General features: G+C 64.5%; 9 protein-coding genes. 1 reads left to right on the top strand and 8 read right to left on the bottom strand.

Going from position 1 to position 14,065, the window contains the following annotated elements; all coding sequences use genetic code 11:
- Window positions 1-5: 5 nt before the first annotated feature.
- The 8 genes from ACODTW_RS07420 to ACODTW_RS07385 all read right to left on the bottom strand — a co-directional run bounded on the left by ACODTW_RS07420 (window position 6) and on the right by ACODTW_RS07385 (window position 10,320).
- On the bottom strand, window positions 6-1,661 hold the full coding sequence (locus ACODTW_RS07420) for a glycoside hydrolase family 43 protein (protein WP_488945325.1): 1,656 nt from the start codon (window positions 1,659-1,661) through the stop codon (window positions 6-8).
- Window positions 1,662-1,866: 205 nt separating this feature from the next.
- Window positions 1,867-3,513 carry a M28 family metallopeptidase gene (locus ACODTW_RS07415; RefSeq protein ID WP_488945324.1) on the bottom strand — a complete coding sequence of 549 codons (1,647 nt, stop codon included), beginning with the start codon at window positions 3,511-3,513 and terminating at the stop codon, window positions 1,867-1,869.
- Between the two features lie 91 nt (window positions 3,514-3,604).
- Window positions 3,605-4,027 carry a type II toxin-antitoxin system VapC family toxin gene (locus ACODTW_RS07410; RefSeq protein ID WP_488945323.1) on the bottom strand — a complete coding sequence of 141 codons (423 nt, stop codon included), beginning with the start codon at window positions 4,025-4,027 and terminating at the stop codon, window positions 3,605-3,607.
- A 2-nt stretch (window positions 4,028-4,029) separates the two neighbouring features.
- Entirely contained in the window at window positions 4,030-4,272 is a 243-nt protein-coding gene (locus ACODTW_RS07405) for a type II toxin-antitoxin system Phd/YefM family antitoxin (protein WP_488945322.1), read from the bottom strand.
- A gap of 66 nt (window positions 4,273-4,338) precedes the next feature.
- Window positions 4,339-5,844: a tryptophan halogenase family protein gene (locus ACODTW_RS07400; protein ID WP_488945321.1), complete on the bottom strand. Its 1,506-nt coding sequence runs from the start codon at window positions 5,842-5,844 to the stop codon at window positions 4,339-4,341.
- Entirely contained in the window at window positions 5,841-7,358 is a 1,518-nt protein-coding gene (locus ACODTW_RS07395; protein WP_488945320.1) for a tryptophan halogenase family protein, read from the bottom strand. The genes ACODTW_RS07400 and ACODTW_RS07395 overlap by 4 nt, the downstream gene beginning before the upstream one ends.
- Window positions 7,355-8,788, bottom strand: coding sequence for a tryptophan 7-halogenase (locus tag ACODTW_RS07390; protein ID WP_488945319.1), 1,434 nt, complete (start codon window positions 8,786-8,788; stop codon window positions 7,355-7,357). The genes ACODTW_RS07395 and ACODTW_RS07390 overlap by 4 nt, the downstream gene beginning before the upstream one ends.
- Window positions 8,785-10,320, bottom strand: coding sequence for a tryptophan halogenase family protein (locus ACODTW_RS07385; protein WP_488945318.1), 1,536 nt, complete (start codon window positions 10,318-10,320; stop codon window positions 8,785-8,787). The genes ACODTW_RS07390 and ACODTW_RS07385 overlap by 4 nt, the downstream gene beginning before the upstream one ends.
- 219 nt (window positions 10,321-10,539) lie before the next feature.
- Here ACODTW_RS07385 and ACODTW_RS07380 point away from each other — a divergent pair, with 219 nt between their 5' ends.
- On the top strand, window positions 10,540-13,914 hold the full coding sequence (locus tag ACODTW_RS07380; protein ID WP_488945317.1) for a TonB-dependent receptor: 3,375 nt from the start codon (window positions 10,540-10,542) through the stop codon (window positions 13,912-13,914).
- Window positions 13,915-14,065 lie beyond the last annotated feature (151 nt).

Here is a 14,065-nt window from a genome sequence, read left to right as displayed (position 1 = left end):
GGTGCTCAGCCCTTGGGTGCTTCCGCATAGGGGCCGATCAGCACGCCCATGAAGCCGCGCGCCGTGGCCGTGGACAGGATGGTGCCATCAGCGCCGGTCAGCACGGGCAGCCAGTCGCCCCGGGGTGTGGCGGCATGGAAATCATAAAGCCCGCCACGCGCCGTGACGCGCAGGCGCAAGGGGCCGTCGCCGGGGGCGGGGATGGTGGCCAGGATGGTTCCGTCCGTCGGTTCCTTCTCTCCCGCCCGGCGGGCGACGCGAACCACCCGTTTGCCGTCGGCCCGTTCCACGGTCAGGCGGAACCAGTATTCATCATTCTGGATGACGGCCAGACCCGCCCGCTCCCCCGGCTTTTCCGGATTGAAGCTGACCTCTGTCGTGGCGCTGGCCAGCATATGCTGCTGCCGCCGGCCCCACAGCGACGGGTTCTTGTGGTCGCCCAGACCCACGGGGCGCGGGGTGATGGACAGGGCGCCATCCGACAGCCGGTACCAACCGTCATCCAGCCCGCGCGGCGTCATCCAGTAGAGCGGCAGGCGGTCGCCATTGAACTCGTCCCGCACCAGCATCGGCCCCGTGGTGGGGAGGACGGGGGCAGGCTGGGCCGGCAGTTGGGGCCGGGTGGCGATGCGCGGGATCTCCGTGCCCTTGTCCAGGATGCGCGGCCAGCCATCAACCCAGCGCACGGGCAAGAGGAAGGTCTCCCGCCCGGTATTGAACATCTCCCCACCCGCATAGGGGCGCACGGCCAGAAACACAGCCCACCAGTCGCCATTGGGCAATTCCACCAGATCGGCATGGCCCGATGCCTCGATCGGGTCGGGCCGGGTGGGGCTCAAGTCGCGCTGGGTCAGGATGGGATTGACGGGGCCAGGCTCATAGGGGCCGGTCGGTGACTTCGACCGCCAGATCATCTGGGCGTGGCTGGTGCCCGTGCCGCCTTCGGCTGCCGTCAGATAGTAATAGCCATCCTTCTTATAAAGATGCGGACCTTCGACATAGCCGGGCTTGGTCGCAATGTCGGCCCCGCCGCTGACGATCATGTGGCGCTTGCCCAGGGTGGTCAGGGTCTTGGGATCGAACTGCTGAATCCACAGGGCGCGGTGCCCCTCATACAGTTCCTTGTCACCTTCCGGCAGGTCGTTGTTCAGAATCCAGGCCGTGCCGTCATCATCGAAGAACAGCGACGGGTCGATCCCGTCGCGCAGATCCTTCAGCCAGACCGGGTCGGACCAGGGGCCGGCCGGATCCCTGGCCGTGATGACGAAATTGCCGCCGCAATAGAAGCAGGTGTTGGTGATGTAGAACAGGCCGTCATGGTGCCGGATGGTCGGCGCAAACAGCCCGCCCGTCAGGCCACCATTGCCGAATTCCATCAGGCCTGGCCGGGCAATGGCGTTGGATATTTGCGTCCAGTTCACCAGATCGCGGCTGTGGAACACGGGCAGGCCCGGCAGCCAGCCGAAGCTGGAATTGACCAGATAGAAATCATCGCCCACGCGGGTGACGGACGGGTCGGGATAGAAACCGGCGACGACGGGATTGCGGTATTCACCCGCACCCGGCTTCTGCTTCGCTTCCGCCCGGTCGGATGTGCCCTGATACTCAAACCAGTCGAACCGCGCCGCCTCCACCGCCTGGGCCGCGGCCGTCGCGGACAAGAAAATCCCCAGTGCCAGCAACGGCGCCCAACGCCCCTTGGCCATGTTTCCTACCCCGGATATTTCGTTCGATTAACGTTGTTAGCGTTATCATGGCGAGGCGGCGGGTCTGTGTCCAGGGCTTTGACAAGGCTGTCAGGGGGGCAAAAGGAAAGGGCGGCAGGTTGCCCCGCCGCCCTTCGCTTCGCTCAACAGTAAAAAGCGCTTACTTGCGGTCGGCTGCACTGGCGTCGCGAATGGTCCGGAACTCGCTGTCCGCGCTCCAGTTCGGCCAGGACTTGCCGTCGGCCAGATCGCGGCCCAGGGCATAAAGCATGCCCATGTCCAGCCTGGCGCCGTCCAGGTTCCAGTCGGGTGCCCATTCGTCGGCGGGCTGGTGGTACTTTTCCTTGATATAGGCTTCCTGCCAGGCCTTGCCGGCGGCCACGCCGCCATTGACCAGATCGATGCCGCCGCCAAAGGAAATGGCGGGCACGCCCTGCTTGGCAAACGGGAAATGGTCGGACCGGAAGAAGCCACCGGCTTCAACCTTCGGATCGGGGGAATAGACGCGGTCGCGCTTCTTGCCCTCGGCGATCAGCATGTCCAGCAGGTCCAGCTTGGCCTGACCGGAGATGGTGAAATCCTTGGCGGGGCCGGGTCCGACGGAGCCGTCCATATTGATGACGCCCACCGTCTTGCCCAGCGGATAGACCGGGTTGCTGGCATAATAGGTGGAGCCCAGCAGGCCCTTTTCCTCTGCCGTCACCGACAGGAACACGACGGAACGGGCCGGGCGCGGACCGGCCGCATAGGCGCGGGCCAGTTCCAGCAGCGTGGCAGAGCCCGACGCATTGTCCCGCGCGCCGTTGAAGATGCGGTCGCCCTTGGCGTCGGGTGCGCCGACGCCCAGATGATCCCAGTGCGCGGAATAGATCACCGTCTCGTCCGGACGTTCGGTGCCGGGCAGGCGGCCGATGATGTTCTTGGAGATGATGACTTCCGGCTTCACCTGATAATCGGCGCTGAAGCTGGCCTTCAGGGGGACGGGCTTGAAGTCGGGCTTGCGGGCGGCGGCCTTCAGCGCCTCGAAATCCAGGCCCGATTCCTTGAACAGGTCAACGGCCAGGTCGCGCTGGATCCAGCCTTCCACGGCGGTGTGCTGGGCGCGCGGGTCCTTGCGCACGATGTCGAACATCGTGTTGGTGTTGGAATTGGCAACCGTGGCCCAGCCATAGGCGGCGGGCGCGCTCTCATGGATGATCAGGACACCGGCGGCACCCTGGCGGGCACCTTCTTCATACTTGTAGGTCCAGCGGCCGTAATAGGTCATGGCCTTGCCGCCAAAGGGCGCGTCGCCGCCGTCGAAATCGGCGTCATTGATCAGGACGACCAGTATCTTGCCCTTCAGGTCCTGACCCTTGAAATCGTCCCAATTGCGTTCCGGCGCCTTGGTGCCATAGCCGACGAAGACCATCGGCACGTCCTTCAGCGTCACCGACTTGTCACCCGTCAGCGCGGCGCGCACGGCGATGTCCTTGGCCTGGGCCAGCGCCTTCGTCGTGCCGGCGACGTTCATGGACAGGGTCGGTGTGCCGATAATGTCCGACTTCAGCAGCGGTACGTCCTGGGTCCAGCTGCGCTTGTCGTCGGGACCGACGGGACCGCCGGGTTCCAGCCCGGCCTCCGCCATGCGCTTGGCCATGAATTCGACTGTCTTGACTTCACCCGGTGTGGCCGGTCCGCGCCCTTCGAACGCGTCGCTGGACAGGGTGCGGATATCGTCCGACATACGTTGCATATTGAATTGCGGATCGGCAGCGAAGGCGGAGGTCGCGCAGAGAGCGACCGTCGCGAGCAGCAGCTTCTTCATTCGTTGGCACTCCATAGAAAGTATACGGTTCGATAGCAAAGTCTGGCCGATCTTTCCATGCCGTTTCAGCGCGCGTGCTGGGGAGGGATTGTCAAAGGGCGAGGACAGCGATGCCCAATTGTCGGGCGGCTTCCGCTAGCCGCCTGTCGCGGGTGCAGAGCGTGGCGCCAAGGTCGGCGGTGATGGCCAGATGCAGGGCATCACCGGCCTGAAGCCCCATGTCGGCCTGATCACACAGCCTTGCCGCCTGGGCGAAATGCTGACGGCCGACCGTGACGAGCTTCAGGGATTCGTCGACCAAGCGTCGGAAATGAACCAGCACAGCGGCCCGTTCATTCAGACCGATTTGCCCCGTCCTGACCTTCATCGACAGGGCGGCAGAGAATTCTGTCAGCCCCCAATCACTGACCAGCAACCTGTCCACATCCTGCGCAGCCAGCCACCTCTGTGCTTCCGGCGTCGTCGCCTCGGGTGTGAAGGCGGTGACCAGCAGGGACGTGTCGAGATAAAGCACGGTCAGTAGCGGGCATCATCGCGCAGGCGCTGCATGAAGACGTCACTATCTTCGGCCTGGAGGGAAATGCTCTGGGTAAGGTGTTGCAACTGATCCAAGGATATGGGCTTGCGCGGCCTTTCAATCGGGCTCAACCGAGCGACCGGTATGCCATGGCGGGTGATGCACACAGTCTCTCCCTCCGCGACCTGGGTGAGCAGTTCGCTGAGATGGGCTTTAGCGTCGGCCAGTTTGATCGTGTGCATGGGGATATTCCCTGACCGGAAATATGGTCATAATATAGGAAATCCCGCCTGCTCTGGAAAGGGTTCTCACGCCCCGCAATGCTGGCGGATGAACTCCCTGTGGGCGGGCATATAGTCGGCGGAGTTGCCGATGGCCTCGCGGATATGGTCCAGGCGGGCGCGGGTTTCGTCCAGGCTCAGCACATTGGCGACGGGGTCGTAGCCTTGGGGCTGCATCAACTGGCCCAGCATGACGGCGAACCAGCTTGTGTCGTTGAACAGTTCCTCATTCTCCCGGAAACAGCGGCCATGCTCGCGGAAGACCGCCATCTTTTCCGCCAGACGGTCGGGGATGGGCATGGTCCGGCAATAATTCCAGAAGGGGCTGTCGTCGCGTTCCGTCGCCTTGTAATGCAGGATCAGGAAGTCGCGGATTTCGGCATATTCGGTGGCCAGGATGCGGTTATAGCGGGCGATGGTGGCGGGCGCGAAATCCAGGTCCGGGAACATGGCCATCAGCCGCGACAGGCCCGACTGGATCAGCCAGATGGAGGTCGATTCCAGCGGTTCCAGAAAGCCAGACGACAGGCCGATGGCGACCACATTCTTGATCCAGACCTGCCGGCGATGGCCCGTGGTGAAGGGCACGAAACGCGGATCGGCCAGCGGCCTGCCATCCAGATTGGACAGCAGCAGGGATGCGGCCTCGTCGTCGCCCATATAGGCAGAACAGAAGACATGGCCGTTGCCGATGCGGTGCTGCAAGGGGATGCGCCATTGCCAGCCGGCGGGACGCGCCGTGGAGCAGGTATAGGGCGTCATCGCCTCGGTCCCTTCACACGGCACGGCGACGGCGCGGTTGCAGGGCAGCCAGTGCGACCAGTCGACAAAGCCCGCCTGCATCGTGCCTTCGATCAGCAACCCGCGGAAGCCGGAGCAGTCGATGAACAGGTCACCTTGCACCCGCGAACCGTCGGCCAGTTCGACCGACTGCACAAAGCCGGTTTCGGGATGCTGATGCACGCGGGTGATCTTCCCTTCCCGGCGGACCACGCCGCGCGCCTCGGCATAGGTGCGCAGGTAGCGGGCATAAAGGCCGGCGTCGAAATGGAAGGCATAGGCGATTTCCGACAGGGGCGAGCGGCCGGCATTGATGGGGCGCATGAAACGCCCGCGCGCGCCGGCCGTGGCCTGCAGCGACCAATCCTCGATCCGGTCGACCAGGCCCGCCTGTTTCAGCCGCAGCCAATAGGCGTGAAAGGAAACGCCCTCCATATTCACGCCGATATGGCCGAACGGGTGGAAATAGGTGTGGCCCCGGCGGGCCCAGTCCACGAACTGGATGCCCAGCTTGAAGCTGCCCTTGGTGGCCTTCAGGAACTCATCCTCATCAATGCCCAGCATGCGGTTGAAGGTCGCCATCTGCGGGATCGTCGCCTCGCCCACGCCGACAATGCCGATCTCGTCGCTTTCGACCAGGGTGATCTGCGCATAGTCCGGGCCCAGCAGGCGGGCGAAGGTGGCCGCACTCATCCAGCCGGCGGTGCCACCGCCAACGATGGTGATGCGGCGGATGCGACGGTCGCTGCTCATGGGTTCCTCGGGGCGGGGCAGGTGCTTGCGATGAAATCGCCATGAAGGGGCATGGCGTCGGCGGCGCGGGCAAAGACGGTGCGCAGCCGGTCCAGATTGTGCCGGACCAGGGCCGGGTCGATCGTATCGACCAGCGGGTCCCAATGGGCGGGCATGATCCCCTGGCCCAGCAGCACGGCGATCCAGCTATTCTCGCTGAACAGCTCATCCTCGAACCGGAACAGGCGGCCATTGCTGCGGAACAGGTCGATCTTCAGGCGCAGGGTATCGGGGATGTCCATGGCGGCCACCCGGCGCCAGAAGGGCTCGGGCCTTTCATTGGCGACGTAATGCAGGATGATGAAATCCCGCACCTGTTCCATCTGCATCGATGTCAGCCGGTTATAGGCGTCGATATTGGCCGGGTTGAAACCCCGGTCGGGGAAAAGGGCCAGCAGCTTGGCAATGCCGGCCTGGATCAGGTGGATGGACGTGCTTTCCAGCGGTTCCAGAAAGCCCGACGCCAGCCCCAGCGCCACGCAGTTGCGGTTCCAGGCTTGGCGCCGCCGGCCCGTGGTGAAGCGCAGGGGCCGCGGGTCGGCCAGGGCCGGACCTTCCAGGTTGGACAGAAGGATGTCGGCCGCCCGCGCATCGTCCAGATCCTGGCTGCAATAGACCAGGCCATTGCCGGTGCGGTGCTGTAGCGGAATGTGCCATTGCCAGCCGGCCTCGCGCGCGATGGCGCGGGTATAGGGTCTGGGCGGACCGGCATTGGCCGACGGCACGGCCAGCGCCCGGTCACAGGGCAGCCAGTGGGTCCAATCCTCATACCCCGTTGCCAAGGCCCCTTCGATCAGCAGGCCGCGGAAGCCCGAACAGTCGATGAACAGGTCGCCATCGATCCGCCGCCCATCGGTCAGGATGACGGCGTCGATGAATCCGTCCTCTCCCCGCAAGGGAACATGCGCCACCTTGCCTTCCACCCGCGTCACGCCGCGCGCTTCGGCATAGCGGCGCAGATAGGCGGCATAGAGGCCGGCATCGAAATGGAAGGCGTAATTGACCTGCGACAGCACCGATGACGGGTCGGGGGAGGGGCGGGCGAAACGGCCCCGGCGCGCCATGGTGGCGCAGAGATTGTAATCGTCCAGATCCGATGCCAGCCCCTGGCTGCGCAGCTTCAGCCAGAACTGGTGGAACTTCACCGCCTCCATATCGAAGCCGAAATTGCCGAACGGGTGCAGATAGCGGTGGCCGGGCCGGGCCCAGCCGTCGAATTCGATGCCCAGCTTGAAGGTGGCCTGGGTGCGGGCCACGAATTCATTCTCGTCCAGGCCCAACAGGCTGTTGAAGGTGCGGATGGGCGGGATCGTCGCCTCTCCCACGCCGACGGTGCCAATCTCCTCTGACTCCACCAGGGTGAGGCGGGTGGTGCCATTGCCGGACAGGCGCGACAGAGCCGCCGCCGCCATCCAGCCGGCGGTGCCGCCGCCGACAATGACGATCTGGCGGATGGGATCGGGCGCCCGCATCATGTCCCCGCTGCCAACCGCGCCAGGACCTGCGCATGGGTGGGCATGGCGCCCACGGCACGCAGCAGAACCGCACGCAGCCGTTCCAGATGCGTCAGGATGGCCACGTCCGGCAGAGCGGCGGCCAGCGCGTCGCAGCGGTCGGCGCGCACACCCTGCCCGTCGAACAGGTTGATCCAGTCGGCGGCGGTGAAAATATCCCCCTGGACGGCTGGAATCTGTCCCCGGCTGCGGAACCGTTCCAGCCGATGGGACAGGCTGTCGGGCAGGGGCTGCGCGCGGACATGGTCCCAGAAGGACTGCCCCGTCCTTCCACTGCTGTGATGGCGGGCGATGGCGATGTCCCGGGCCGGTTCCAGATCGGCCAGAACCCGCCGCTGATATTCCCCCGCCTCCACCCCCGCACCCGGATCGACCGGATACAGGGCCAGCAGATGGGTCAGGGCCGACAGGGTCAGGGACAGCGACGCCCCTGCCACGGGGTCCAGCAGCCAGCCGGACGCCCCCAGGAAGGTGACATTACCGTGCCACAGCCGGTGGCGATGGCCGCTGGTGAAGGGGGTGCCGTCGCCGCCAATCGACAGTCGGACAGTCCAGGCCCCATCGCGCAGGGGCACCCGTCGGGTCCAGCCGGTGTCGTCGGGCGTGTGCAGCGCATAGGGCGGGGGCGGGCCATCGGCCGCCGCCGGTGTGACCAGGGCGCGGTCGGGGGGGAGCCAGTGCCGCCAGTCAGCCCAGCCATTGTCGCCCGCCGCCAGGACGGCGGCGGGGCCGGAGGCATCAATGAACCAGTCGCCGGCCAGGCGACGGCCATCGGCCAGGGTCAGGGCCAGCACCCGTCCGTCCGCCGCCCGTTCCACCGACCGCAGCGGGGCCGGGGCCAGCCGGGCGCCGGCCGCCTGGGCGACCTGCCGCGCCAAGGCTGCCAGCCTGTCGCGGTGCAGATGCGCGCCATAATCCAGGCTGGACAGGACGGAGCGGGGATCATCGGCCGGCAGGGTGAAGCGGTCGGCCTGTGCCGCCAGGGTGGCCAGGGCATAATCGGTCAGGCGCAGGGTCTGCCCGGCTGCCCGCGCCCGCCAGACCAGATGCTGGAAGCCCACGCACTGCAAGGGGGCGCCGGTGGCGCCATAGGGCTGGAAGGTGGCGCTGTCCTTTCCGGACCAGCCCAGGAAGGCGGTGCCCAGGCTGAAGCTGCCGTCACTGGCCAGTGCCAGCCGCTGGTCCAGACCCAGGGCGGTCAGCGCATCGGCAAAGCCGGGCAGGGCCGGAATGGCGGGGCCGAACGGGTCCAGGCTGTCATCCGGGCCGGGCAGGGGGACCAGCGTCACCGACCCGCCGCGCCCGCCATGGGTGCGGGCAAAGGCCGCGGCCGCCAGACCGCCCGCCAGCCCCTGGCCGACAATGACGATATGGTGCAACGGGCCCGTCATGCCGGCGCCTGCCGGCGATAGCGGGCCAGGGTATCAGCATGGTCCGGCATGGACAGGGCGGCGCGGCGGACCGTATCGGACAGTCCCGCCAGTTGCCGCGCCAGATCCGCCGCCGGCACCAAAGCCGCGCGCGGGTCGATCCGGTCGGGCAGGATGTTCTGTCCCAGATAGACGGCAAGCCAGCTGGGCTCCATGAACAGCCCGTCGCTGTAGGGGGTGACAATGCCGCGTTGCCGAAACAGCTCCATCTTCCAGGCCAGGCTGTCGGGCACCTGGATCGTGCGGCAATGGCGCCAGAAGGGGCTGTCATCACGCTGATTGGCGACGTAATGCAGGATGATGAAATCCCGCACCCGTTCATATTCCAGATCCATCAGCCGGTTGAATTCAGCGGCATCCGCCGGGTCGGGGACGGGACCGGTAGGGAACAGGTCCAGCAGCCGGCCGATGCCCAGCTGGATCAGGTGGATGGAGGTGCTTTCCAGCGGTTCCAGGAACCCCGCCGACAGGCCGATGGCCACGCAATTGCCCACCCATTGCCGCCGCCGTTTGCCCGTGGTGAAGCGCAGGCGCCGGGGCGGGGCCAGCGGCGGATTGTCCAATTGCCGGACCAAGGCCAGTTCCGCCGCGTCATCATCGATGAAACCGCTGCAATAGACATGGCCGTTGCCGGCCCGATGCTGCAACGGGATGCGCCACATCCAGCCGGCATCGCGCGCCGTGGCGCGGGTATAGGGGGCGGGGGGGCCAAGATTGGCGCAGGGCACGGCCACGGCGCGGTCGCAGGGCAGCCAATGGCGCCAATCCAGATATCCGGTTTTCAACGCTTCCTCAATGATCAGGCCCCGGAAGCCCGAACAGTCGATGAAGAGGTCAGCACTGATCCGCTCGCCGCTTTCCAGCTGTACCGCTTCCACCCGGCCATCGCCGTGCAGATGCACAGCATTGATTCTGCCGTCGGTCCGCACCACGCCCCGGGCTTCCGCAACCTGGCGCAGATAGGCGGCGTATAGCCCGGCGTCGAACTGATAGGCGTAGGAGAAGGTGGAGAACAGGCTGTCCGGATCGGCCGCCGGATGGCCGAAGCGCCCGGCGCGGGCCGCCTGGATGGGCAGGGACACGGCGTCCAGCCCGCCGGCCGGCGCCAACCCCTCCCGCAGTGCCCGGATCCAGTGATGGTGGAACGGCACGTCCCCTACCATCTGTCCAAAGGCACCGAACGGGTGGATGTAGGCGTCGCCTTTGCGGCCCCAGTCACGAAATTCGATACCCAGCTTGAACGTGGCCTCCGTGCGCGACATGAAGTCGGCCTCAATCAGGCCCAGGCTGGCATTGAAATGCCGGATATGGGGGATCGTCGCCTCGCCCACGCCGACCGTGCCGATCTCTGTGGATTCAACCAGCCGGATCCGGGTACCGGTGCCCGCCAGCTTGCGGGACAGGGCGGCGGCCGTCATCCATCCGGCGGTGCCGCCACCCACAATCAGCACGCGCAGCGCATCCTTGGGCGTTGATACTGCTGCTATTGTCACTGATTTCCCCCATTTATTCAAATGTTAACGCTCACCATTGCTGGGCGTCAATATGTGTGCGGTGCAAAAGGCGCATTATGCTGCATAGCAACATGATAGTATTTTTCTGTTAGCCCTAACATCTTGCCGCTTGACGTGGTGTGCCCTCCTGATTACCAATTAACCTTGTTCAAAGCGCAAAAAACAAAATGCTAGCGCTAACATCGGGAGGAAATGGGGATGGGTGTTATGGTTCGCCCCCGGGCGGGGGAAGGGCGGAGCCATGGGTTCGTGCAAGGTCTGCGGGGTGGGGTCTCCGTTGCTGCCTTGTGCGCGATAACCACGGTTCTGCCGGTGAAGGCACAGCAGGCGACGGAAGCGAAAAAGCCCGCCGCCCCTGCTGCCGCCACACCAGCGCCGGTTAAGCCGGCCGTAAATGACAGCGCTGTTGCAGCGGTGCCCGCCGCGTTGGACGAGATCATCGTCACCGGCTTCCGCAAGTCGCTGGAAAGCGCGCAGGACATCAAGCGCTATTCGGAAAGCATCGTCGACAGTGTCACGGCCGAGGATATCGGCGCCCTGCCCGACCGGTCGGTGACCGAGGCGTTGCAGCGAATTCCCGGCGTATCGATCAACCGTTTTGCTGCCGGTGTCGATCCCGATCACTTTTCGGTCGAAGGGTCGGGTGTGGTTGTGCGCGGCCTGACCTATGTGCGGTCGGAATTCAATGGCCGCGAGGCATTCAGCGCCAATAACGGCCGTGCGCTGGGCTTTGCCGACGTGCCGTCGGAACTGATGGGCGGCGTGGATGTGTATAAGTCGCCCACGGCCGACCGTATTGAAGGCGGTATCGCCGGTGTCGTCAACCTGCGCACGCGCAAGCCGTTCGACAGCAAGGAATTCACGCTGGCCGCGTCGACGGAGGTGAATTACGGCGATTTCATCAAGAAGGCAACGCCGACCGGGTCTTTGCTGGTCTCTGACCGGTGGGACACGGGTGCCGGTGAATTCGGCCTGCTGGGCAGTGTCGTCGGGTCGCAGCTGAAGTCCCGCGCCGACCGGTTCCAGCTGTCCAGCTTCCGGGTGCGCAACCAATATAGTGACGGCGACGTCGTGCAGAACGGCCCGGACAGCAAGCCCAACGCGATCACCGACCAGGTGCTGTTCCCGCGCGGGGCCGTGATGGGCAGCCAGGAATTCGACCGTCGCCGCTACGGCTATTCCGGTGCCGCGCAGTGGCGCAGCCCCGATAACAGCATGGAGGCCGTCTTTACCTTCCTGCGCTCCGACGCGCGCCAGTCCTGGACCGAACATGCGGTTGAAATCGCCACCGACAATGTGGCGAACAATGGCGACAGCCGCCGCGTGCCGGGTACGACCCTGGCCTTTGACGATAGCGGCATGTTCGAAAGCGGCCTGATCACCGGTCCCAATGGCTGGCGGTCCGACCAGCTGGGCGGTTCGGCGCGGGTGCCGGTCAATGGCCTGCAAAGCAACAATATCCGCCGTGACCATGAAGAAAAGATGGTCACCGACGATTACGGCTTCAATTTCCGCTGGGACGTCACCGAACGCTTTGGCGTGAATGTCGATTACCAGCATGTACGGTCGACGACCAATGTGGTCGATAACGGCCTGTGGGCGTCCACCTATCAGAATGTGTTCATCGACACCAATGGCGGCGGCCTGCCGACGGTCCGTTTCCAGGCGCCGGAGGTCTGCAGCGGTTCCGCCACCAATACGGTCTGTTCCGGGGCCATCGGATCGCAAAACAATCCCAGCTATTACGGTGCCAATCACAGCACCTTTGCCGACCCGTATAACAGCTTCTACCGTTCTGCCATGGACCATATCGAGGAGAGCAACGGCAATTCCGACGCCGTGCGCATCGATGGCGATCTGAAGTTCGAGGACAGCGACTTCTTCACCTCACTTCAGGGCGGTTATCGCTATGCCGACCGCCGGCAGACCTCGCGCTTCTCCACCTATAACTGGGGCGTTCTGTCCGAACAGTGGGGCAATGACGGGCCGGTTTGGCTGGATGATCCCGTCGACGGCACGCCCGGCGGGTCGGGCGGCGCACCGCTGCGCAAATACGAGAATTATCTGTTCAAGGATTTCTTCCGCGGCAAGATCGCCGATCCGTTGATGGGTCAGGGGCGCCTGTTCTATTCGGGCAATACGGCCAAGGATTATGCCGACTATGTCGCCTATGCCACGGCCATCAATCGCGAATGGCAGGCGACGGCGACGGGGGCCGACGGCAAGGTGCGCAATGCCGGCTGGAATTCGCTCTATGACCGTGTCGGCGTATTGTCGGGCACGCCGTTCCTGCCGGGTGAGATCAACCCGATCCAGGAAGAAAACAACGCCGCCTATCTCTTGACCAAGTTCGACAGCGATCTGCAGAATGGCTGGAACATCTCGGGCAATGTCGGCGTGCGCTATACGCACACAAAGCGGCAATCCGACGGGTATCTGGCCTTCCCCACGCCCAGTTCAGCCTTCCCGACCGATGCCGAGTGCGCGGCGGCGCTGGCTGAGATCATCCAGAACGGCACGGGGGCGTTGCCGGCCTTCTGTACCTTCACCCCCGCGGTGCGGCAGCAGGCGCGCAATTACACCAACAATGCCCTGACGCCCAGCAGCGTGAAGACGACTTACGATTACTGGCTGCCGAACCTGAACATCAAGCTGAAGACCAGCGACGAGCTTCAGTTCCGCGCCGCCTATTTCAAGGGGGTGGCGCCGCCATCGACGGGCCTGATCCGCAACTTCTACAATGTCAATCTGCAGACGGTGCAGAATGCCGATGCCAATGGCAATTTCATCCCCGGCTCCTACCGGCTGCAGGGTGAATTCAATGCCGGCAACCCGTACCTGATGCCGACGGAGGCCGACAATTACGACCTGACGGCGGAATGGTATTTCTCCAAGGTCGGGCAGTTGACGGCGTCCATGTTCTATAAGCGGCTGAAGGGCGTGCTGACCAACAGCACGGTGCGGGCTAGCCTGACCAACAATGGCGCCACCTTCGACAGCATCGTCACCACACCGATGAACGCGGAGGAAACCGGCAAGATCAAGGGATTCGAGCTGGCCTATCAGCAGACCTATGATTTCCTGCCCGGTATTCTGGGCGGGTTGGGGTTGCAGGCCAACTACACCTTTGTCCATTCCAAGGGCGTGCCGCAGAGCACCCTGTCGGAAACCGACCCGGATGTGGGGGCGGGCCGCGTGACCACGGTGGACATGACCAAGCTGCCCTTGCAGGGCCTGTCCAAGCACCAGTTCAACATCACGCCCTTCTTTGATTATGGCCCGGTTTCGGCCCGCGTCACTTATTCCTGGCGGTCTGACTTTGTGCTGACGATCCGAGATGTGATCTTCCCCTACGACCCGATCATCAACAAGGCGGGTGGCCAGCTTGACGCGTCGTTCTTCTATACGCTGAACGACCAGTTCAAGGTGGGTGTGCAGGGCGCCAACCTGACCAACGCCACCACCAAGACCAACGCGGTGGTGACGGGGCCGGACGGCAAGAATACCGAGGTGCCGCGCGGCTGGTACGTGAATGACCGCCGCGTCACCGCGGTCATGCGGTTCACCTACTGATCTTTTCGCTCTCTGTCTGTCTCCTCAAGCAACTGGGCGCCATCGGCAGCGATGGCGCCCGATTTTTTGCCGCCATTCCACGCGTCCGCACGGCAGCATATTGCCGTTGTCAATGATATTAAGATTGACTCGCAATTGCGATTGCGTCAGA

The sequence above is a fragment of the Niveispirillum sp. FG148 genome (assembly GCF_057809655.1).
Note: the sequence above shows the minus strand (reverse complement) of the source record. Positions and strands in the feature narration are given on the sequence as shown.